This is a genomic window from Bradyrhizobium sp. BWC-3-1, from assembly GCF_032917965.1.
GTDB classification, from domain to species: domain Bacteria; phylum Pseudomonadota; class Alphaproteobacteria; order Rhizobiales; family Xanthobacteraceae; genus Bradyrhizobium; species Bradyrhizobium canariense_D.
This window is the reverse complement of the sequence record NZ_CP136625.1, coordinates 5,676,299-5,701,494: the sequence shown is the minus strand read 5'-3', so window position 1 is coordinate 5,701,494 and position 25,196 is coordinate 5,676,299. Positions and strand designations below refer to the sequence as shown.

At 62.8% G+C, this 25,196-nt stretch carries 4 protein-coding genes and 3 pseudogenes; 2 read left to right on the top strand and 5 right to left on the bottom strand.

What is annotated here, in order from left to right; genetic code table 11:
• Positions 1-231 precede the first annotated feature (231 nt).
• Together RX329_RS27775 and RX329_RS27770 are read right to left on the bottom strand one after the other, a co-directional pair.
• Positions 232-361: pseudogene (locus tag RX329_RS27775) on the bottom strand (transposase); the annotation flags it as partial.
• A gap of 104 nt (positions 362-465) precedes the next feature.
• Positions 466-1,533 (bottom strand): GNAT family N-acetyltransferase, encoded by a 1,068-nt coding sequence (locus RX329_RS27770; RefSeq protein WP_317244549.1) that lies wholly within the window; start codon positions 1,531-1,533, stop codon positions 466-468.
• Between the two features lie 679 nt (positions 1,534-2,212).
• On the opposite strand from RX329_RS27770, the pseudogene RX329_RS27765 reads away from it, so the two are divergent.
• Positions 2,213-2,547: pseudogene (locus RX329_RS27765) on the top strand (aminotransferase class IV); the annotation flags it as partial.
• A 2,345-nt stretch (positions 2,548-4,892) separates the two neighbouring features.
• Here RX329_RS27765 and RX329_RS27760 read toward each other — a convergent pair.
• From RX329_RS27760 to RX329_RS27755, 3 genes and pseudogenes are all read right to left on the bottom strand, one after another.
• Entirely contained in the window at positions 4,893-5,180 is a 288-nt protein-coding gene (locus RX329_RS27760; RefSeq protein WP_317244548.1) for a hypothetical protein, read from the bottom strand.
• 622 nt (positions 5,181-5,802) lie between these two features.
• Positions 5,803-6,309 (bottom strand): annotated as a pseudogene (locus RX329_RS42045) (IS256 family transposase); the annotation flags it as partial.
• Between the two features lie 195 nt (positions 6,310-6,504).
• Positions 6,505-7,458, bottom strand: coding sequence for a hypothetical protein (locus tag RX329_RS27755; protein ID WP_317244547.1), 954 nt, complete (start codon positions 7,456-7,458; stop codon positions 6,505-6,507).
• Positions 7,459-8,478: 1,020 nt separating this feature from the next.
• Here RX329_RS27755 and RX329_RS27750 point away from each other — a divergent pair.
• The gene (locus tag RX329_RS27750) at positions 8,479-24,951 is read left to right on the top strand and encodes a DUF4347 domain-containing protein (RefSeq protein WP_317244546.1); all 16,473 of its coding nucleotides are present in this window, start codon (positions 8,479-8,481) and stop codon (positions 24,949-24,951) included.
• Positions 24,952-25,196: the final 245 nt, after the last annotated feature.

Here is a 25,196-nt window from a genome sequence, read left to right as displayed (position 1 = left end):
GAAGTTCTGCTATCGGCTGGCGTTGATGATACGATCGGCCTCGCGACCAGTCAGGGAGGAGTCAGGATGAGCGCGCTACGGTAAGCAATTCCAGACCGGAAGATGACGATGCGAACACTCGTTTCGCTCCGTGCCGCCCTAGCCCGATTCTCAGCGCCGATGACCCTGAGCTCGTCCACCGCGAATGCGCAAGTGCATCTATGATGCGGCGCCAGGCGTCCGCCCGCCTCCAGGGGCTCCGGATCGTAAGATCCAGAACATGCCATTGAGGGCGCGACGGTCATTTTACCCGAGGAACGCCACGCGGCTTGTTGGGTAGCATCGGCTTGATCGCAGCCCACTCTTCGTCAGCGTACTGCATAATTCGCCTCCTCGATCAGGAGCTTGAATCTGAGAAGCGGAAGGACGTTGAGACCGGCGCGTTCGATGGGGTGGCATCGGCGAGGCGAGGTCGGTCGAAAAAAATCAACGATGAGTCGAGAAACGCCACCGGACCCACAGCCGCCTGGCCGCGGCGAAAGCGGGTGGATGACGCTGCTTCAGCTCCCGCACGGTGCGGGCGCGCAGCACGTGGGGCATGCCGCGCCAGGACAGTGCGAGGCGGAGATCCGTCAAGCAGAGCGGTCTGGCGCCGAAACGCCGCTTGTAATCGTGATCGCCAATGCCGAGATCGAAGTGCCGCACGCCTTGCCGGTGCAGGGCCGCCATCGTCCGTTCGATGCAGAGCTGACCGGGCGAGCAGTTCGACCATTGCCCGCCGGCATTGGTGTTGCGCAGCAGAGAATATTGCGCGCCGTGCCTCAGTCCGAGGGTGGTGGCCACGACCTCGTCGCCGCAGATCAGCGCCGAAACAACGGCGTAGCCGTCTTTGAGGCCGCGGCGGACGACGTCGCGGTAGAACGTCGCGTTACGAGGTTCGTCGAGGACGAACTTCTCTGACAGCTCCTTCATGCGCTTGTTCTGCTGGCGATCCATTACATCGAGAATGCGCAGCGCTTCGTCGACGTCGGCGGCCATTTCGAATCTCGCTCCGCGATGGCGGGTGAAGACGCGCCAGCGGCGCGGCAACTGGATCTTGGCGATCGAGGCGCGATAGTCCTCGAAACAATCACCCAACTCGACGAGATTGCCGTTCACCGAGCAGGGGGTCGCCCGCTCGGCCGCTGCCAGCGGGTTGGGGCGCCCACGGATCTCGGGCGGCATCTTCTCCAGGTTGATCAGGTCGGGATGCTCGGGCAACCGGCGCAACGCTGACAGGAATACGGAGGTGATAATGTGCAGGCTCGCGGAGTCGCGCGGCGCGTCGGATGCCAGGATCGGCGCGTTGTAGTCGCTGCGGCCGAGATCGGCGAACTCGACCACGCGCGCGCGGCCGCGTCTGCCGCACATCAGCGGAACGAGCGCAATGTCGCGCCGCGTGTCAGCAGCCACGATGAAGGCGATCAGGGGAGTGGAGTCAAAAGAGCGGTACCACGCATCAAGCCAGTGCTTGTGCTGAAAGACCGTGGCGCAGCCGCCGTCGCCCCACCGCAAGGAGGCTTCAGCCCAATCGCGGACAAACTCAACGCCAAAAAACGACCCGGCCTGGTCCATGCTATTTTGTGCTCGTGAGCCAGCAGTGCCATCGCGATGAAGAGCGCTTGTACCGCGCTCAAAATCGCGCTGTTAGAGGACGCGACGTCGCACCTCTTTAGAGATATGACGCAATACGCCAGTTGGGGCGATCCGGTCTTGCCGACCGCTCGAATGGAACCCATGCGCTCCAAGCAATGTTCGCATTCTGACAGCCGAAGCTCTTGCTGAAGTGCCGAGTGCGGCGGCGAGGCTTATTACGAGGCCAGACCGCCAGGAGCGACGACGCTGTTGAAAGTTCACTACCTCTCGGGCTGATCGCCCCTCCCGGCTGTGCTGACCCGTGCTAATGAGGTGATTGAACGGAAGGGCTTCTTACGTTGCCAATGTCAGCTCTGGGGCTCTTCTGCCGCATCGCGCGATGCGCTATTCCGCCCGCTGCGCTAGCAAGTCGGCCTCCTCGTCGAAAATAACCCGCCGGGGCCGGTCAGGCACTGCCTATCGCACTCGGTTATTTAGATGGATTGTCGAGAGCACGGGAGTCGTGTTCGAAGCCAAATTCACGCTGCATTGGCTGTGCTCCGAAGAAGCTGCCGCGGAAAAGCAGATGGCGTAACTGCAGCACAACATGTTGGTGATCCAATCGCACACGCAACTGGACATGCTCAGTAACGTAGCGGAGTTCGGCAATTCCAACTTGTTCATGGCAAAAGAGGGCATTGACTATACGCTGCGCCGAATGGCATTGAGCGGCGGCGCGTGATCGCTTTTGCGCGGTCACGATATTACCCTCTTGGAACCGACGCTGCGCTACGCCGATTAGTCGCCGCGGACGAGATCTTTTCGACCGGCAATTTCGCCGGGGTTCGCGCCTGTGCTCCGGATTGATGATCGGCAACTCTTGCCCGGGCGCTTTTATGCGCGTGCACGAAGCTGTTTTGGGGCTTTGCACACGGGGTGAAGCTTGTGGCGTGAGAGGGCTATGTCGACCCGAACTGGCACGGATTTTCTGTTACCGGCTTGCCTTTTGATCGGCGATCCGACGGCGAGACTCTTCGCTCAGGATACGGTCACCAATCCCAAAACCGGAAGACGAAGCGCGCAACACGAAGACAATAAGCGGTCGGCCATCGGCTGCTCTTCTGAAAGAAACCGTCCTTTTCGCGTTGAGGACCGCCGCCCCAAAAAGAATCCCCCAGCGCGCCCGTCACCAGGAAGGAGGACCTACGTCAGTTCTCGTCGGGCGGATATTCTGCCAAGTACCCATCTGCATTGCGGCAAGGTCGTCTGGATTGGAGAGGTCTGTCTGGTTGCATGTCGGACTGGGCGTGCCGGCTTCTCCACATGCACAGGCGCGGTTATCGAGCCATGGCCGGTTTGGATGGTGTAGATTTGTCTTGTCTTGCAAAGGTACAGCGGCAGGTCGCGTAGCTCGTCGCCGTCCAAGGCAAGCACGTCGAACGCATAAAGCTGCACTTCATGGTCGTGCACGGGAGTGCAGCGCGTTGAAGTCGCAGACGCCATCGTCCAGGTTAGCGCTTGGTCCAATCGGTGCCATGACGTGAAAGGAGCCGCACGCGCTCGCTCTCCCGGATACGGGCCGTAGCCGTCGTGTTTCACCTCGTGGATCCAGTCAAGCCCGATTGGGACCTACTTCTCGGCGGTCGCCAGGCAAAGCTCGTACGCCATATGCATAAGATTCGAGATAGGCGTCGGCCCACGAATATGCGAGTGTTGCAGCATTTCATGGCGTGTCGGAACCAGGGAGGGAACCGATGTGCACAGCATTGCCTTACGTGGGAATTGGCATCTGCGTGTCTCTTACGGCGTGGTTGGCGTTGGGACTGTTGTTCTAAGCCTGGGAGCTCGCATGGCATGCATCGGCGAAGGAACGCGCCACAAATGGACCGCGGGAGAACGCGTCGTCATTAGCAATGCGGCGGGACCGCGTCTCAGCGGCAAGCAAGGAGTGGTTCTCGGGTTCGGCGCTACGCGGAGCAGGCTTCGCGTCTTGCTCGACGGTTCGAGGGGCCCGATCACGCTGCACCTGACCTTCGTCAACCAAGTGACGCAGCTCGATGGTGCATCAGAACGATGCGAGGGTAGCGGCGGCGCGCGGCTGCCTGTTGGCGGGTGACTATGTCTTGTTGTTTGATTTGGAGTTGACGAGCGGCAAAGCCGGCAAATCGATCGCTTCGTCTGGCGGTGGATCCATCTCGCCCGCTTTCCTTCTGCTGACAAGGACGCGCCATCATCAGCCAGTGCGGTAATTCCAACAATGGCACCGTTGAGTACGCTGTTCGATCAAAACTCAAAACGCACCCGCGTCAAACTGGTCGACTTTGCCCAGTCTCTGGCATGGAAGCTGGATGACCCAGGCTCTCGACAGCCGACTGTTCCGCGCTCAGGCGCTGTTGCATAAATCGTCGCTCAAGGTCTGAGCCAAAAAATTATCGCCGGGTTCGGCGAGTCCAGCCGCGGATGCGGTGCGGGCACGAACGGCGGCTCTGCGCAAATCCTCCGGAAAAAGGCCGCAGGGGATCAGCATCCTCTGCGGCCTACCGGGAAAATTGAATGTCTAATATGCTCGACTTCCAGCCCCGGTTAACCGGAATACTTTCAGAATTTAGCGGGCGTGTTGACTCCCGAATTCATGTTCCGAGCCGGAACATCGTGGAGTGTGGCGGTGCCGCGACACAGAGTGCACGTTGGGGGGAATATAAAATATAAAATGGCCCGCGACACACGTTGCAGAATAATCGTCCGAGACTCAGGACCTGAGCCCCTGGGGGCCAACTGCGCGGTCCAGCGCGTTCAAGCGCACCGATCGCGAGCACTATGAGAGCGGTGCGAGCGATGATAATCCGCCAAATGTAGACGTCATGAAGTACAACGGATTCGACGTAGGGTCGTAAGAGACCTCTTCGATGCTCCGAAAAGTCGGTTTGTTGTGCACACCGCCGCTCGCACGGCTGCGCGCTGAGCGCGACTCAGCCATAACTGCTCAGATAGATATCATCCCGGAGTGGACATGACGACGATAGAGGCTATTGCCTTTGGGATCATGCTAGCTTGGACCCCCGGGCTCATAATTTTGGCGTTTTTGTTGTGGGATGTTCCTGAGCTCGAGGAAGATTAGACGGGCGGGTCTCAAAAGTTGAGCGGGGCCGTTCGAGCCGAAAAAGTCAGCGAAAGATCCGAACGCGGTTTGGATTCTAGGAGCCTATTGCGCCGCGATATTTGCCGCCTGGCAGACACCCACGATGCAAAGGCCTGAGCCATGGCCATCGTGCGCCGCACCGAAGCTGAAACGGGTTGGCTCATTTTGTAGCTCCTCCCTCCGCCCTAGCAAGAAATCCAAGGCCGAACTCTTTGGCCATCTCTCGAATATCAAAGCTCTTCAAAACATTTCCCTGGTCAGACATCACTTGAATTTGGTGTCGTGTCCCGCGCGAGTCTTCTTCGAGCGGCCAAATGTGGGTGGCGTTTCGCTCGAAGTGCTCGAACATCAAATCAACCGAGAGCCGATGAATCTCAAGCGGCGGCAGGTTTGCCGAAAACTCAACTTCTTTCACAACATGGGATCCACGCAAAAGTCTAATCTTCATTTCGGCCATCCTGGGGAGAATAGCGAGCCGCGCTTTCACGTCTACTTGGCTGGCGCGACGGTGGCCCAGCCTGGGCTCGTTTGCCGCAAGAGGCAAGGCTCTGACGGAGGCGGTGCCCGCAGCTCCTCAACTGAGATTGTCGGCGTGGTTTCGGCACGATAACTCGGATCAGGACTCCCGAATGTTGGCTTCCTCGGCGCGAAGTTCGCAAAGCTGCCGCATGGCTCGACCACGAAAATGAACAAAGCGCAGGCCTCCGGTGAACAGGGCGGCGGCGCAGTTCGTCCGCGACGGGCGCAGGATGTTCGTGCTGTCCTCGAGGCGGTGTCGCATCAGTGTGCGCGAGCGAAAACTTCTTCGGCGCTGACCCAAAAGCGCGCCCGAGCGTAACCTCCGAAGTCTTCCAGTTTCGAGACGGAGCGCGAACGAAGCATAATCAATAAGTTAGCATAGGGCATTATGCCAGATTACTCGCAAAACAGGTAAAATGCAGGATTGCAAGTACTAGCTAAAGTAGAGAGGTCATTACCTAACTACCTCGTACAAGTCGGTGGTTTTTTGTTGAGACTATGCCCGATGATCTTCTGGAGCGATCGCCAGATCTTGGTGACGGCGTTGCGGGTCAGGCGGAGGCGGTGGTTTTCGGCTGCGGATCGCCCACCTCAATCCCGTCGGGGGAGTGTCACACCGAGAATGAGTTGGGTTGATTGTGACCGTCGACATGATGCCAGCTTATCTGCGCGCTGTCGGCCAACTTGAACATCATCGTGAGCGCGGTCGTGTCGAGAGGCAGCGCTTCGATGGTTGGTGCGGTGGCGCACGGTGGCGAAGGTGCTTTCGATGGGGTTGGTGATCGGCCAATGTTTCCAGTGCTCGGCCGAGAAAGTCGAAGAAAGCGAGTAGCCTCTCCCGATCCCTGGCGAGGCAGTGGGTGCCTTCGTATTCCAGCGCGAAGCTTGCAATACGGACCTGGCACTCTGGTTCTCGGAAGTTTGCCGGAGCACGTTTGCAGACCTGTGCACACGGCAGCGCTCGCGCGTTTCGGCCAAGCCTCGCCGGCGGCTCTCCAGAAGCCGAGTGCGCCATCGGCGATGACGAGCCGCGGAGCCACCCCGAGCCCGCGCGGCGAACGATCGGCAGCAGCATCTCGATCGACTTCGACCACACATGTAAGGCGGCGGCCGCTCGGTCGCGCGAACATACCGCTGACGGACAGCCCCCAAGCCGCGTGATCCCTTCAGTTGAACGGCGCCGGAGCGAGCAATTGGTCGTACAAAATGAACATCCGGAATTGCTCAAACTCTCGCGCATTCCGGCTATTCACTTAAGAGGCTTTGGCCTCCACAATCTTTTGCTTGGCCTCTCGATCGAGCTTTTTTTGGGTCTTTAGCCAGCAGAGGCGGCGAAGGGCGCGATCCATCTGCGCTTCCAGTCGTTCTTCGACAGCTAAGTCCTCCAGCGTTTTCTCGGGCGCTAGCATGCCGGCAGCAGCCGCGAGGTAACCGTCTGGATCCGGACGACGCCCGCGAACCCTTGGCAGGAGCACGCCGTCCACCTCCTTCTTGATCGCAATGATCCAATGGTGAGATTCCTCGTAGTTCTCGCGCGGCACCTGCGTTCGAAGATGATTCCTGTACTCTTCAGGCAGACATCCAATGGCGAGCTCGACGAGGCGAGGGGAGGCGTCTAGCGTTAGGAAAGAGCTAAAGCTCAGGAGGCGCTCATAATCATCTCGTGGCAAGCTGGGCTGCTCGGAGGATGAATTCTCTAGAATAGCCTTTGCCCGCTCAAGGCCGTTCGCTACTAGCGGGATCGGCCGCTGGTCGAACACGCGATTTTGCGGCTGCAGCAGGGCGGCCCTCGTCTCCACGTTTCGACGGACGCGCAGGCGCTGCTTGCGCCACGTGGCCGTCAAGATGTCTCGCACACACTCTTCTTGCAAGACACCTTCGGGTTCGAACTCTTCCAATAGCTGCTGGTGGAGCTGCTCGTATGCAGCAGGATCTTCCCAGGGCAACAATTCAATTTTAGCGAAAGCGCCGTGCTTGAGCGCAGCAGGCAGGCGACGGCGCTGTGATGTGACCGCCGACGCAGACTTGCTTAGTTTTGGACGCACGGAAATGCCCCTCTTCAGTTTTAAGCCGACGCTATTTCGACTCAGTAACATAGCTGATTCTCGGCAAACTAAGCACGAGCCATGGCCTTTCCACAGGGCATGTGGGGCGGAGCCCGACAGGTACTCCACAAAGCGGCGGCGCAGTTCATCTGCGATCTCCACGGAAACGTCCTGAGATCATCCCTGCGCGACCTTGAAGACCATGACGCGAGTAGGATGCTCGTGTTGTCCGGACGGTGTCGCCATAGTGTCGCGCAACCGAAACCCTCTTCGGCGCTTACGCACGGGCGCGCCGAGCGCACTTCCGAAGACTTCCAGCTTCGAGGCCGGATATCACGGCCTGTTAGAGATGAGGTACGATCGATGCGGAGCGAGACACAATCCCAAACGCGCCTCAACGAAGGATCCGTAGTCCTACGGGCAACAGAAGGCTCGGAGGGAACACGTTGAACGCAAAGCGAAATAAGGGCCGGGCAGTTAATGTTAAAAATGGATCCTATGCGTAGTGGGTATAGACCGGCGGGCAATTTTGCGCCAGCCTGCGTCTAATTTAGGCAAGGATTTGCCCGCACCCCGATTGCAATCACCTAAGGGGCCTGCGGCAAATCCCAAGACCATACCAAAGAAGATTTCGATAACAGCGGTTTTGCGCAGGTGGGCGGTCGAGGTGCCGGTCACCCGCCGGGCAGGGGTCGAAGACAGCGTTCGCAAGCATTTCACGTAGATCGCGCCACTGAGCAGATTTTGACAAACCACTGCTCTTCCAATGCGCTCCAGATTTTTCAGGCGCGGGGCTTTCTGTGAAGACTGGAGGCGAATGCGTTTCGCGCCTGCTCTGCGAGGCAGAGTGGGAGTTGCGCGTTGCATTGTGTTGTTTTTGCCGGACTGGCCGCCAATCGGCCGATTGATCGGTCCACGACTGGATCTCGCCTTTCCAGGTTCGCGCACTCTGCGTGCCCGGAAGCATTGGACCCGCAGTCACTGTCGACCAGACGGCGCGCGTCGACGGAGTTCCCGCCGCAATCCCTGGCCGATGCTCTGCCGCGCCAAACGGCAATGAAGCGACGAGCCGCCCAGCCGCGTCCCGTCAGGAATAGCGACCCACAGATCGCGGCCTTGTCCGCCACCTTCATCGATGTTCATCCCATGCATTCATCGACCCGATTTGAGAAGGCAGCTTTCATGACCATCCGTTCGAACACGAATGCAGCGACGATCTCGAACGCAATCGATCGCGCCATGGCCACTGCTCATCCCCGCGCGCTAGGCGGCAAGAGTTCAGACCCGGCGAGCACAACACCCAAGAGCGAAATCGCCTTTATCGATCCAGGCGTCGACGATCTCCAAACTTTGCTCAAGGGCATCCGACCCGATGTCGAGCCGGTCCTGCTCTCAAGCGACGAGCCTGCAATGCGGCAGATCGCCGGTGCGCTGAAGGGCAGGGGTGCTCTGAAGGCTATTCACATCATCGCGCATGGAAAGCCTGGCGAAATCTCCTTTAGTTCCGGATCCCTATCGGCTGAAAGTCTTTCAGGTCAGATCGATGAGCTTGCCTCGATCGGAGCAGCTGTTGCTGATGGGGAACTTCGGCTGTGGTGTTGCCAAACCGCGCAAGGCACGCGCGGCCGAGCGCTCCTGGCGGCCATGGCGGATTACACAAAAGCCGATGTACGAGGCTCGAGCAATATCGTCGGATCTGGAAGCTGGACTCTCGACAGCACTGCAGTTGCTCCCATCACAGCCGATGCCATGATCAGCTACCAGGGCATCATGGATTCCGGCAACGGCACCACCGTCGACAACCTCAATGTGCTCGATGCGATCAAGACCAATGACACCAACGGTGTCGAATACATTTACTGGGCCGACATTTCATCGTTCCTGACCACCAGCACCAACGCGACGCAAACGACAACAATCCAACAGGCATTTCAGGCGGGGCAGCTGCTGCTAACCTTCCAGGTCGGTGCCAACTACTACACAATGGGCTATAACACGGCATCCTCCGTTTATTATCAGAGCAATCTCGGGACCGGTTTCTTTCTCGAGCAAACCGACCAGTATGGTAAGGCCATAGGTCAGTTTGATCCTATTACCGGCCAAACCGTGGCCGGGCAGTCAAACGTGCTCCTGAGCGGCAAGGCCGAGTCGATTGCGAGCTTCGTCACCGACGTCAACCATCTTTCGCTGTTCACGGGAACGACCCAGCTCGTGACCGACGCCTTGGACGGCAGTGCCGGTAAGGACAACATCCAGGGTATCGCCAGCAACGCGGCCATCCACAATATCATTCAAGGCGGTGCGGGTGCCGACGTGATGTCGGGCGGATTGGGCTCCGATTATTTTGTGTTCGCGCGGGCAACGGATTCTCCGGCTGCCGGACAGGTGAATCCCGGCGGACAGCTAGCCCAAACCTGGGACCAGATCACCAACTTCCAGGTCGGCTCGGACAAGCTCGACTTCAGTCAGCTTGTTAGTGACCAGTCGGTCTCAGCTGCTGGAGGCCTGACCGCATCCGCGGCTGGGCTTGCCGAATTCCGCTGGTTTGGCGCGCAGGCCGCGAATACAACGTCAATGGGTTCCGCGAATGGATACGGCGTCTGGTACACCCCTGACGGCTCCGGCGGTGTTTATGTGTATGCCGACACCAACGGCGACGGTTCTGCCGATCTAAAATTTCAGCTCGCAGGCGTGACGGGGCTCAATCCGAGCGATTTCCTCGGCGTGGATCCGCCGAGCGCGTTCACGGTCCATATCAATCCGATCGAACCTAGCCAGTCCAACCCTTGGCTCATCAATCAAGCCGACGCAAGCGGACCGATCACGGTAACCGGTGCCGTCCAACACTTCACGCCAAGTGCGCAGCTCATCGTTAGTCTGAACGGCCACAACTACGTTGCCACCGTACTTTCGAACGGCACCTGGACTGCGACAATTCCCGCCGGTGATCTGGCCCACAATGTGTTGCCGGATGGCAGTTACCAGCTTACGGCGGTCGTGAAGGTCGGCAGCGCCACGGTCGCCTCTGACTCCCATTCAGTCGCGGTGGAAGAGACGCCTCCCAGTGTTATTAGTGTGTTGGTGTCCGACCCGAAAGTAACGGATGCCGATGCGACCCACAGCGTCACGGCCACCATCACCTTCTCGGAGGCGATGGATCAGACCTCGACGCCGATCGTCAGCAACAATGCCTCGGGCACGCTGATCAATGCCACCGGCGGCCACTGGGTCGATGCCACCCACTATGCGATCAACTACACGGAAGCCGACGCCAACGTCGAGCTCGCCAACATCAGCTTCAGTGTGTCTGGGGCAAAGGATCTCGCTGGCAACACGCAAGCGGCGGCGATCAATGTGCCGACCGGGACGTCGGTCGACACCAAGAACGCGACCGTTACCAGCGTTGCGCTGTCCGATTCCCAGGTCACCGATGCCGATGCGACCCATAGCGTCACGGCCACCATCACCTTCTCGGAGGCGATGGACCAGACCTCGACGCCGATCGTCAGCAACAATGCCTCGGGCACGCTGATCAATGCCACCGGCGGCCACTGGGTCGATGCCACCCACTATGCGATCAACTACACGGAAGCCGACGCCAACGTCGAGCTCGCCAACATCAGCTTCAGTGTGTCTGGGGCAAAGGATCTCGCTGGCAACACGCAAGCGGCGGCGATCAATGTGCCGACCGGGACGTCGGTCGACACCAAGAACGCGACCGTTACCACCGTTGCGCTGTCCGATTCCCAGGTCACCGATGCCGATGCGACCCACAGCGTCACGGCCACCATCACCTTCTCGGAGGCGATGGACCAGACCTCGACGCCGATCGTCAGCAACAATGCCTCGGGCACGCTGATCAATGCCACCGGCGGCCACTGGGTCGATGCCACCCACTATGCGATCAACTACACGGAAGCCGACGCCAACGTCGAGCTCGCCAACATCAGCTTCAGTGTGTCTGGGGCAAAGGATCTCGCTGGCAACACGCAAGCGGCGGCGATCAATGTGCCGACCGGGACGTCGGTCGACACCAAGAACGCGACTGTTACCAGCGTTGCGCTGTCCGATTCCCAGGTCACCGATGCCGATGCGACCCACAGCGTCACGGCCACCATCACCTTCTCGGAGGCGATGGACCAGACCTCGACGCCGATCGTCAGCAACAATGCCTCGGGCACGCTGATCAATGCCACCGGCGGCCACTGGGTCGATGCCACCCACTATGCGATCAACTACACGGAAGCCGACGCCAACGTCGAGCTCGCCAACATCAGCTTCAGTGTGTCTGGGGCAAAGGATCTCGCTGGCAACACGCAAGCGGCGGCGATCAATGTGCCGACCGGGACGTCGGTCGACACCAAGAACGCGACCGTTACCAGCGTTGCGCTGTCCGATTCCCAGGTCACCGATGCCGATGCGACCCATAGCGTCACGGCCACCATCACCTTCTCGGAGGCGATGGACCAGACCTCGACGCCGATCGTCAGCAACAATGCCTCGGGCACGCTGATCAATGCCACCGGCGGCCACTGGGTCGATGCCACCCACTATGCGATCAACTACACGGAAGCCGACGCCAACGTCGAGCTCGCCAACATCAGCTTCAGCGTGTCTGGGGCAAAGGATCTCGCTGGCAACTTGCAAGCGGCGGCGATCAATGTCGGTTCGGGCACTTCGGTCGACACCAGTGCGGACGTCGGCGCCGACCTGGCGCTGAGCATCACCGACACCACCATCAACAACAGCGAGAAGACCGCGGCCGGCTTCTCGGTTGCCGGCCTCGATGCCGACGCCACCGGCGTCGTCACCTTCAGCGACGGCACCCACCATGTCGACGTCAACGTTTCGGCCAACGGCTCCTACAGCGCCGACCTGTCGTCGCTCACCGACGGCCCGATCAGCTCGGTCCTCAACGTCACCGACGATGCCGGCAATACGGCCGCGGCCAATGGCGCCCCGATCGACCTCGACACCAGTGCGGACGTCGGCGCCGACCTGGCGCTGAGCATCACCGACACCACCATCAACAACAGCGAGAAGACCGCGGCCGGCTTCTCGGTTGCCGGCCTCGATGCCGACGCCACCGGCGTCGTCACCTTCAGCGACGGCACCCACCATGTCGACGTCAACGTTTCGGCCAACGGCTCCTACAGCGCCGACCTGTCGTCGCTCACCGACGGCCCGATCAGCTCGGTCCTCAACGTCACCGACGATGCCGGCAATACGGCCGCGGCCAATGGCGCCCCGATCGACCTCGACACCAGTGCGGACGTCGGCGCCGACCTGGCGCTGAGCATCACCGACACCACCATCAACAACAGCGAGAAGACCGCGGCCGGCTTCTCGGTTGCCGGCCTCGATGCCGACGCCACCGGCGTCGTCACCTTCAGCGACGGCACCCACCATGTCGACGTCAACGTTTCGGCCAACGGCTCCTACAGCGCCGACCTGTCGTCGCTCACCGACGGCCCGATCAGCTCGGTCCTCAACGTCACCGACGATGCCGGCAATACGGCCGCGGCCAATGGCGCCCCGATCGACCTCGACACCAGTGCGGACGTCGGCGCCGACCTGGCGCTGAGCATCACCGACACCACCATCAACAACAGCGAGAAGACCGCGGCCGGCTTCTCGGTTGCCGGCCTCGATGCCGACGCCACCGGCGTCGTCACCTTCAGCGACGGCACCCACCATGTCGACGTCAACGTTTCGGCCAACGGCTCCTACAGCGCCGACCTGTCGTCGCTCACCGACGGCCCGATCAGCTCGGTCCTCAACGTCACCGACGATGCCGGCAATACGGCCGCGGCCAATGGCGCCCCGATCGACCTCGACACCAGTGCGGACGTCGGCGCCGACCTGGCGCTGAGCATCACCGACACCACCATCAACAACAGCGAGAAGACCGCGGCCGGCTTCTCGGTTGCCGGCCTCGATGCCGACGCCACCGGCGTCGTCACCTTCAGCGACGGCACCCACCATGTCGACGTCAACGTTTCGGCCAACGGCTCCTACAGCGCCGACCTGTCGTCGCTCACCGACGGCCCGATCAGCTCGGTCCTCAACGTCACCGACGATGCCGGCAATACGGCCGCGGCCAATGGCGCCCCGATCGACCTCGACACCAGTGCGGACGTCGGCGCCGACCTGGCGCTGAGCATCACCGACACCACCATCAACAACAGCGAGAAGACCGCGGCCGGCTTCTCGGTTGCCGGCCTCGATGCCGACGCCACCGGCGTCGTCACCTTCAGCGACGGCACCCACCATGTCGACGTCAACGTTTCGGCCAACGGCTCCTACAGCGCCGACCTGTCGTCGCTCACCGACGGCCCGATCAGCTCGGTCCTCAACGTCACCGACGATGCCGGCAATACGGCCGCGGCCAATGGCGCCCCGATCGACCTCGACACCAGTGCGGACGTCGGCGCCGACCTGGCGCTGAGCATCACCGACACCACCATCAACAACAGCGAGAAGACCGCGGCCGGCTTCTCGGTTGCCGGCCTCGATGCCGACGCCACCGGCGTCGTCACCTTCAGCGACGGCACCCACCATGTCGACGTCAACGTTTCGGCCAACGGCTCCTACAGCGCCGACCTGTCGTCGCTCACCGACGGCCCGATCAGCTCGGTCCTCAACGTCACCGACGATGCCGGCAATACGGCCGCGGCCAATGGCGCCCCGATCGACCTCGACACCAGTGCGGACGTCGGCGCCGACCTGGCGCTGAGCATCACCGACACCACCATCAACAACAGCGAGAAGACCGCGGCCGGCTTCTCGGTTGCCGGCCTCGATGCCGACGCCACCGGCGTCGTCACCTTCAGCGACGGCACCCACCATGTCGACGTCAACGTTTCGGCCAACGGCTCCTACAGCGCCGACCTGTCGTCGCTCACCGACGGCCCGATCAGCTCGGTCCTCAACGTCACCGACGATGCCGGCAATACGGCCGCGGCCAATGGCGCCCCGATCGACCTCGACACCAGTGCGGACGTCGGCGCCGACCTGGCGCTGAGCATCACCGACACCACCATCAACAACAGCGAGAAGACCGCGGCCGGCTTCTCGGTTGCCGGCCTCGATGCCGACGCCACCGGCGTCGTCACCTTCAGCGACGGCACCCACCATGTCGACGTCAACGTTTCGGCCAACGGCTCCTACAGCGCCGACCTGTCGTCGCTCACCGACGGCCCGATCAGCTCGGTCCTCAACGTCACCGACGATGCCGGCAATACGGCCGCGGCCAATGGCGCCCCGATCGACCTCGACACCAGTGCGGACGTCGGCGCCGACCTGGCGCTGAGCATCACCGACACCACCATCAACAACAGCGAGAAGACCGCGGCCGGCTTCTCGGTTGCCGGCCTCGATGCCGACGCCACCGGCGTCGTCACCTTCAGCGACGGCACCCACCATGTCGACGTCAACGTTTCGGCCAACGGCTCCTACAGCGCCGACCTGTCGTCGCTCACCGACGGCCCGATCAGCTCGGTCCTCAACGTCACCGACGATGCCGGCAATACGGCCGCGGCCAATGGCGCCCCGATCGACCTCGACACCAGTGCGGACGTCGGCGCCGACCTGGCGCTGAGCATCACCGACACCACCATCAACAACAGCGAGAAGACCGCGGCCGGCTTCTCGGTTGCCGGCCTCGATGCCGACGCCACCGGCGTCGTCACCTTCAGCGACGGCACCCACCATGTCGACGTCAACGTTTCGGCCAACGGCTCCTACAGCGCCGACCTGTCGTCGCTCACCGACGGCCCGATCAGCTCGGTCCTCAACGTCACCGACGATGCCGGCAATACGGCCGCGGCCAATGGCGCCCCGATCGACCTCGACACCAGTGCGGACGTCGGCGCCGACCTGGCGCTGAGCATCACCGACACCACCATCAACAACAGCGAGAAGACCGCGGCCGGCTTCTCGGTTGCCGGCCTCGATGCCGACGCCACCGGCGTCGTCACCTTCAGCGACGGCACCCACCATGTCGACGTCAACGTTTCGGCCAACGGCTCCTACAGCGCCGACCTGTCGTCGCTCACCGACGGCCCGATCAGCTCGGTCCTCAACGTCACCGACGATGCCGGCAATACGGCCGCGGCCAATGGCGCCCCGATCGACCTCGACACCAGTGCGGACGTCGGCGCCGACCTGGCGCTGAGCATCACCGACACCACCATCAACAACAGCGAGAAGACCGCGGCCGGCTTCTCGGTTGCCGGCCTCGATGCCGACGCCACCGGCGTCGTCACCTTCAGCGACGGCACCCACCATGTCGACGTCAACGTTTCGGCCAACGGCTCCTACAGCGCCGACCTGTCGTCGCTCACCGACGGCCCGATCAGCTCGGTCCTCAACGTCACCGACGATGCCGGCAATACGGCCGCGGCCAATGGCGCCCCGATCGACCTCGACACCAGTGCGGACGTCGGCGCCGACCTGGCGCTGAGCATCACCGACACCACCATCAACAACAGCGAGAAGACCGCGGCCGGCTTCTCGGTTGCCGGCCTCGATGCCGACGCCACCGGCGTCGTCACCTTCAGCGACGGCACCCACCATGTCGACGTCAACGTTTCGGCCAACGGCTCCTACAGCGCCGACCTGTCGTCGCTCACCGACGGCCCGATCAGCTCGGTCCTCAACGTCACCGACGATGCCGGCAATACGGCCGCGGCCAATGGCGCCCCGATCGACCTCGACACCAGTGCGGACGTCGGCGCCGACCTGGCGCTGAGCATCACCGACACCACCATCAACAACAGCGAGAAGACCGCGGCCGGCTTCTCGGTTGCCGGCCTCGATGCCGACGCCACCGGCGTCGTCACCTTCAGCGACGGCACCCACCATGTCGACGTCAACGTTTCGGCCAACGGCTCCTACAGCGCCGACCTGTCGTCGCTCACCGACGGCCCGATCAGCTCGGTCCTCAACGTCACCGACGATGCCGGCAATACGGCCGCGGCCAATGGCGCCCCGATCGACCTCGACACCAGTGCGGACGTCGGCGCCGACCTGGCGCTGAGCATCACCGACACCACCATCAACAACAGCGAGAAGACCGCGGCCGGCTTCTCGGTTGCCGGCCTCGATGCCGACGCCACCGGCGTCGTCACCTTCAGCGACGGCACCCACCATGTCGACGTCAACGTTTCGGCCAACGGCTCCTACAGCGCCGACCTGTCGTCGCTCACCGACGGCCCGATCAGCTCGGTCCTCAACGTCACCGACGATGCCGGCAATACGGCCGCGGCCAATGGCGCCCCGATCGACCTCGACACCAGTGCGGACGTCGGCGCCGACCTGGCGCTGAGCATCACCGACACCACCATCAACAACAGCGAGAAGACCGCGGCCGGCTTCTCGGTTGCCGGCCTCGATGCCGACGCCACCGGCGTCGTCACCTTCAGCGACGGCACCCACCATGTCGACGTCAACGTTTCGGCCAACGGCTCCTACAGCGCCGACCTGTCGTCGCTCACCGACGGCCCGATCAGCTCGGTCCTCAACGTCACCGACGATGCCGGCAATACGGCCGCGGCCAATGGCGCCCCGATCGACCTCGACACCAGTGCGGACGTCGGCGCCGACCTGGCGCTGAGCATCACCGACACCACCATCAACAACAGCGAGAAGACCGCGGCCGGCTTCTCGGTTGCCGGCCTCGATGCCGACGCCACCGGCGTCGTCACCTTCAGCGACGGCACCCACCATGTCGACGTCAACGTTTCGGCCAACGGCTCCTACAGCGCCGACCTGTCGTCGCTCACCGACGGCCCGATCAGCTCGGTCCTCAACGTCACCGACGATGCCGGCAATACGGCCGCGGCCAATGGCGCCCCGATCGACCTCGACACCAGTGCGGACGTCGGCGCCGACCTGGCGCTGAGCATCACCGACACCACCATCAACAACAGCGAGAAGACCGCGGCCGGCTTCTCGGTTGCCGGCCTCGATGCCGACGCCACCGGCGTCGTCACCTTCAGCGACGGCACCCACCATGTCGACGTCAACGTTTCGGCCAACGGCTCCTACAGCGCCGACCTGTCGTCGCTCACCGACGGCCCGATCAGCTCGGTCCTCAACGTCACCGACGATGCCGGCAATACGGCCGCGGCCAATGGCGCCCCGATCGACCTCGACACCAGTGCGGACGTCGGCGCCGACCTGGCGCTGAGCATCACCGACACCACCATCAACAACAGCGAGAAGACCGCGGCCGGCTTCTCGGTTGCCGGCCTCGATGCCGACGCCACCGGCGTCGTCACCTTCAGCGACGGCACCCACCATGTCGACGTCAACGTTTCGGCCAACGGCTCCTACAGCGCCGACCTGTCGTCGCTCACCGACGGCCCGATCAGCTCGGTCCTCAACGTCACCGACGATGCCGGCAATACGGCCGCGGCCAATGGCGCCCCGATCGACCTCGACACCAGTGCGGACGTCGGCGCCGACCTGGCGCTGAGCATCACCGACACCACCATCAACAACAGCGAGAAGACCGCGGCCGGCTTCTCGGTTGCCGGCCTCGATGCCGACGCCACCGGCGTCGTCACCTTCAGCGACGGCACCCACCATGTCGACGTCAACGTTTCGGCCAACGGCTCCTACAGCGCCGACCTGTCGTCGCTCACCGACGGCCCGATCAGCTCGGTCCTCAACGTCACCGACGATGCCGGCAATACGGCCGCGGCCAATGGCGCCCCGATCGACCTCGACACCAGTGCGGACGTCGGCGCCGACCTGGCGCTGAGCATCACCGACACCACCATCAACAACAGCGAGAAGACCGCGGCCGGCTTCTCGGTTGCCGGCCTCGATGCCGACGCCACCGGCGTCGTCACCTTCAGCGACGGCACCCACCATGTCGACGTCAACGTTTCGGCCAACGGCTCCTACAGCGCCGACCTGTCGTCGCTCACCGACGGCCCGATCAGCTCGGTCCTCAACGTCACCGACGATGCCGGCAATACGGCCGCGGCCAATGGCGCCCCGATCGACCTCGACACCAGTGCGGACGTCGGCGCCGACCTGGCGCTGAGCATCACCGACACCACCATCAACAACAGCGAGAAGACCGCGGCCGGCTTCTCGGTTGCCGGCCTCGATGCCGACGCCACCGGCGTCGTCACCTTCAGCGACGGCACCCACCATGTCGACGTCAACGTTTCGGCCAACGGCTCCTACAGCGCCGACCTGTCGTCGCTCACCGACGGCCCGATCAGCTCGGTCCTCAACGTCACCGACGATGCCGGCAATACGGCCGCGGCCAATGGCGCCCCGATCGACCTCGACACCAGTGCGGACGTCGGCGCCGACCTGGCGCTGAGCATCACCGACACCACCATCAACAACAGCGAGAAGACCGCGGCCGGCTTCTCGGTTGCCGGCCTCGATGCCGACGCCACCGGCGTCGTCACCTTCAGCGACGGCACCCACCATGTCGACGTCAACGTTTCGGCCAACGGCTCCTACAGCGCCGACCTGTCGTCGCTCACCGACGGCCCGATCAGCTCGGTCCTCAACGTCACCGACGATGCCGGCAATACGGCCGCGGCCAATGGCGCCCCGATCGACCTCGACACCAGTGCGGACGTCGGCGCCGACCTGGCGCTGAGCATCACCGACACCACCATCAACAACAGCGAGAAGACCGCGGCCGGCTTCTCGGTTGCCGGCCTCGATGCCGACGCCACCGGCGTCGTCACCTTCAGCGACGGCACCCACCATGTCGACGTCAACGTTTCGGCCAACGGCTCCTACAGCGCCGACCTGTCGTCGCTCACCGACGGCCCGATCAGCTCGGTCCTCAACGTCACCGACGATGCCGGCAATACGGCCGCGGCCAATGGCGCCCCGATCGACCTCGACACCAGTGCGGACGTCGGCGCCGACCTGGCGCTGAGCATCACCGACACCACCATCAACAACAGCGAGAAGACCGCGGCCGGCTTCTCGGTTGCCGGCCTCGATGCCGACGCCACCGGCGTCGTCACCTTCAGCGACGGCACCCACCATGTCGACGTCAACGTTTCGGCCAACGGCTCCTACAGCGCCGACCTGTCGTCGCTCACCGACGGCCCGATCAGCTCGGTCCTCAACGTCACCGACGATGCCGGCAATACGGCCGCGGCCAATGGCGCCCCGATCGACCTCGACACCAGTGCGGACGTCGGCGCCGACCTGGCGCTGAGCATCACCGACACCACCATCAACAACAGCGAGAAGACCGCGGCCGGCTTCTCGGTTGCCGGCCTCGATGCCGACGCCACCGGCGTCGTCACCTTCAGCGACGGCACCCACCATGTCGACGTCAACGTTTCGGCCAACGGCTCCTACAGCGCCGACCTGTCGTCGCTCACCGACGGCCCGATCAGCTCGGTCCTCAACGTCACCGACGATGCCGGCAATACGGCCGCGGCCAATGGCGCCCCGATCGACCTCGACACCAGTGCGGACGTCGGCGCCGACCTGGCGCTGAGCATCACCGACACCACCATCAACAACAGCGAGAAGACCGCGGCCGGCTTCTCGGTTGCCGGCCTCGATGCCGACGCCACCGGCGTCGTCACCTTCAGCGACGGCACCCACCATGTCGACGTCAACGTTTCGGCCAACGGCTCCTACAGCGCCGACCTGTCGTCGCTCACCGACGGCCCGATCAGCTCGGTCCTCAACGTCACCGACGATGCCGGCAATACGGCCGCGGCCAATGGCGCCCCGATCGACCTCGACACCAGTGCGGACGTCGGCGCCGACCTGGCGCTGAGCATCACCGACACCACCATCAACAACAGCGAGAAGACCGCGGCCGGCTTCTCGGTTGCCGGCCTCGATGCCGACGCCACCGGCGTCGTCACCTTCAGCGACGGCACCCACCATGTCGACGTCAACGTTTCGGCCAACGGCTCCTACAGCGCCGACCTGTCGTCGCTCACCGACGGCCCGATCAGCTCGGTCCTCAACGTCACCGACGATGCCGGCAATACGGCCGCGGCCAATGGCGCCCCGATCGACCTCGACACCAGTGCGGACGTCGGCGCCGACCTGGCGCTGAGCATCACCGACACCACCATCAACAACAGCGAGAAGACCGCGGCCGGCTTCTCGGTTGCCGGCCTCGATGCCGACGCCACCGGCGTCGTCACCTTCAGCGACGGCACCCACCATGTCGACGTCAACGTTTCGGCCAACGGCTCCTACAGCGCCGACCTGTCGTCGCTCACCGACGGCCCGATCAGCTCGGTCCTCAACGTCACCGACGATGCCGGCAATACGGCCGCGGCCAATGGCGCCCCGATCGACCTCGACACCAGTGCGGACGTCGGCGCCGACCTGGCGCTGAGCATCACCGACACCACCATCAACAACAGCGAGAAGACCGCGGCCGGCTTCTCGGTTGCCGGCCTCGATGCCGACGCCACCGGCGTCGTCACCTTCAGCGACGGCACCCACCATGTCGACGTCAACGTTTCGGCCAACGGCTCCTACAGCGCCGACCTGTCGTCGCTCACCGACGGCCCGATCAGCTCGGTCCTCAACGTCACCGACGATGCCGGCAATACGGCCGCGGCCAATGGCGCCCCGATCGACCTCGACACCAGTGCGGACGTCGGCGCCGACCTGGCGCTGAGCATCACCGACACCACCATCAACAACAGCGAGAAGACCGCGGCCGGCTTCTCGGTTGCCGGCCTCGATGCCGACGCCACCGGCGTCGTCACCTTCAGCGACGGCACCCACCATGTCGACGTCAACGTTTCGGCCAACGGCTCCTACAGCGCCGACCTGTCGTCGCTCACCGACGGCCCGATCAGCTCGGTCCTCAACGTCACCGACGATGCCGGCAATACGGCCGCGGCCAATGGCGCCCCGATCGACCTCGACACCAGTGCGGACGTCGGCGCCGACCTGGCGCTGAGCATCACCGACACCACCATCAACAACAGCGAGAAGACCGCGGCCGGCTTCTCGGTTGCCGGCCTCGATGCCGACGCCACCGGCGTCGTCACCTTCAGCGACGGCACCCACCATGTCGACGTCAACGTTTCGGCCAACGGCTCCTACAGCGCCGACCTGTCGTCGCTCACCGACGGCCCGATCAGCTCGGTCCTCAACGTCACCGACGATGCCGGCAATACGGCCGCGGCCAATGGCGCCCCGATCGACCTCGACACCAGTGCGCCGACCGCAGCTTCCATCACCTCAGTGACGGACGACATATCTCCGGTTACGGGGACGCTGACCAGCGGCGCGCGCACCAACGATCCCGACCTGACAGTGAAGGTCGGCCTGACCGGCACCGGTGCGCTGGCCGGCGACACGATCCAGCTCTACAATGGCAGCGGCACGGGCAGCCAGCTCGGCACGTCGTATACGCTGACGGCTTCGGACGTCACGAACGGTTTTGCCAATGTGCAGACCGGTACGCTGGTCAACGGTACGAGCTACACCATCACGGCGCGGGTTACCGACCAGGCCGGCAACCAGAGTGCAGTTTCTACCAACAGCTTCGCGGTGACCGAGGATACCAGTGCGCCGACCGCAGCTTCCATCACCTCAGTGACGGACGACATATCTCCGGTTACGGGGACGCTGACCAGCGGCGCTCGCACCAACGATCCCGACCTGACAGTGAAGGTCGGCCTGACCGGCACCGGTGCGCTGGCCGGCGACACGATCCAGCTCTACAATGGCAGCGGCACGGGCAGCCAGCTCGGCACGTCGTATACGCTGACGGCTTCGGACGTCACGAACGGTTTTGCCAATGTGCAGACCGGTACGCTGGTCAACGGTACGAGCTACACCATCACGGCGCGGGTTACCGACCAGGCCGGCAACCAGAGTGCAGTTTCTACCAACAGCTTCGCGGTGACCGAGGATACCAGTGCGCCGACCGCAGCTTCCATCACCTCAGTGACGGACGACATATCTCCGGTTACGGGGACGCTGACCAGCGGCGCTCGCACCAACGATCCCGACCTGACAGTGAAGGTCGGCCTGACCGGCACCGGTGCGCTGGCCGGGGACACGATCCAGCTCTACAATGGCAGCGGCACGGGCAGCCAGCTCGGCACGTCGTATACGCTGACGGCTTCGGACGTCACGAACGGTTTTGCCAATGTGCAGACCGGTACGCTGGTCAACGGTACGAGCTACACCATCACGGCGCGGGTTACCGACCAGGCCGGCAACCAGAGTGCAGTTTCTACCAACAGCTTCGCGGTGACCGAGGATACCAGTGCGCCGACCGCAGCTTCCATCACCTCAGTGACGGACGACATATCTCCGGTTACGGGGACGCTGACCAGCGGCGCGCGCACCAACGATCCCGACCTGACAGTGAAGGTCGGCCTGACCGGCACCGGTGCGCTGGCCGGCGACACGATCCAGCTCTACAATGGCAGCGGCACGGGCAGCCAGCTCGGCACGTCGTATACGCTGACGGCTTCGGACGTCACGAACGGTTTTGCCAATGTGCAGACCGGTACGCTGGTCAACGGTACGAGCTACACCATCACGGCGCGGGTTACCGACCAGGCCGGCAACCAGAGTGCAGTTTCTACCAACAGCTTCGCGGTGACCGAGGATACCAGTGCGCCGACCGCAGCTTCCATCACCTCAGTGACGGACGACATATCTCCGGTTACGGGGACGCTGACCAGCGGCGCTCGCACCAACGATCCCGACCTGACAGTGAAGGTCGGCCTGACCGGCACCGGTGCGCTGGCCGGCGACACGATCCAGCTCTACAATGGCAGCGGCACGGGCAGCCAGCTCGGCACGTCGTATACGCTGACGGCTTCGGACGTCACGAACGGTTTTGCCAATGTGCAAACCGGTACCCTGGTCAACGGTACGAGCTACACCATCACGGCGCGGGTTACCGATCAGGCCGGCAACCAGAGTGCAGTTTCTACCAACAGCTTCGCGGTGACCGAAGACACTGCAAGTCCCGCGATCACCTCGCATTCCTACAGCACAAGCAGCAAGCAGCTTTCTATTGTAGCCACCGATAACGTCGGTGTGCAGTCTGTGCAGGTCACAGACACGGATCCCACTCCGGACGTGAACTACACACTGTCTCTCTCTGCGGGCACGGCCACGAACGGGACGTGGACCGTTAACACTGGGACGAACATAAATAACGACCACATAACCATTACTGTAACGGATTTCGCTGGAAACCAGTTCATCCAGACCACCACGGCCCCAGCCGGATCAGCTGGAAGCCCGATCAACCTCGGGCTAACTGCGCCAAGTGTAGCTGAGGGTACTTCATTTGCGCTCACCGTCGATCTTCCCTCCAACTGGAGTGTTGCCGGTGCGATGCAATTGGCAACTAATCAGTGGGACGTTACAAGCTCTAGCCTTGGAGCCCTTACCGTTATCGCACCATCGAGCTTCACTGGTGCGGTACTGCTCAACCTGACGCTCACTTGGACCAAAACTGATGGTTCAGTACATACAATGCAGGTCGCTGACAATCTTGAAGCGTACGCCCCAGGTTCCCCCATCTTCGCTTGGTCGGGCAACGACGCCCTGACCGGCTCGAGCGGACAGGACACCTTCGTGTTCTCGCAACCGATCGGGAACGACGTCGTGCACAGCTTCGACGTGTCCTCCGACGTGATCGACCTGATCAGCTACGGCTGGCACACCTTCAGCGATGTCCAGTCCCACACCGCCGATGATGCGGGCGGCAATGCCGTGATCACGCTGGCCGACGGACAGACTGTCACACTCGATGGCGTTCATGCGGCAGATCTCATCGCCGCTAATTTCGAGTTCGACGTCACGCCGACTGTCGAAAATTCGGGCCCGATGACCATCGGCGATGGCGCGATGCTGCCGCTGTCCGGCGCCATCCATAACACCGGCACAATCGAACTGCAGTCCGCAGGCGACGATACGCTGCTGCAACTGATCCAGACCGGGATCACGCTGAACGGCGGCGGCCAGCTGACCCTGTCTGACGATGATCACAACATCATCGCCGGCACCGTTGCCAACGTCACGTTCGACAATGTCGACAACGTAATCTCGGGTGCTGGCCAGATCGGGCAGGGCAGCCTGACACTGAGCAACGAGGGCACCATCGATGCCACCGGCGCCCATGCTCTCGTCATCGACACCGGCACCAACGTGGTCGTGAATGCAGGTACGCTCGAAGCCACCGGCAGCGGCGGCCTCACGATTGAAAGCGCGATCGCCAATTCCGGCCTGCTGTGGGCCAACGGCGGCACTGTGACGGCGCAGGCTGAGGTCACCGGATCAGGCACCGCCGAGATCAGTGGGACCGGAACAATGGAGTTCGGAGCGGCTTCGAGCGCCAACATCATCTTCGACGCGAACGCTACTGGCCACCTGATCCTGGATGATGCCTTCCATTTCACCGGAGCGGTCAGCGGGCTGGCGGCCAGCAACGACATCGATCTCAAGGGGATCGCTTTCGGGGCAGACACCACGCTGAGTTTCACCGAAAATCAGGCGGGGACGGGAGGCACTTTGACCGTGTCGGATGGCGCCCACACCGCGAACATCGTCCTGCTCGGGCAGTACGATCCAACGGCCTTCAACGAAAAGGCAGACACCACCACGGGCACGGTGATCAGCTACGATCCGCACCACATCGCCTAAGCCGCCTAATCAAGCTGGGAGAAGAAGTGCCAGTCCATCAGCCGAGTAGCGTCCAAATTTTAGAGGGTTGCGATGACACAACTTGCCGTGGGACTCGCTCACCATCGCTATTCGCCAGGCTCTGCGGCAGCATGAACATCCGCAGATTTACCGTGCTAGGGCTTTTCGTGCGTGGACAGCTTTTCGTCCGACCATCAACCGTGGTATATGATACCTCATTGATTAATTTCCTCAGAGCCTTAGGC

Coding starts and splice junctions, on each gene's coding strand:
- RX329_RS27760 (WP_317244548.1), bottom strand. CDS start 5,180: ATGAAGATTAGACTTTTGCGTGGATCCCATGTTGTGAAAGAAGTTGAG.
- RX329_RS27750 (WP_317244546.1), top strand. CDS start 8,479: ATGACCATCCGTTCGAACACGAATGCAGCGACGATCTCGAACGCAATC.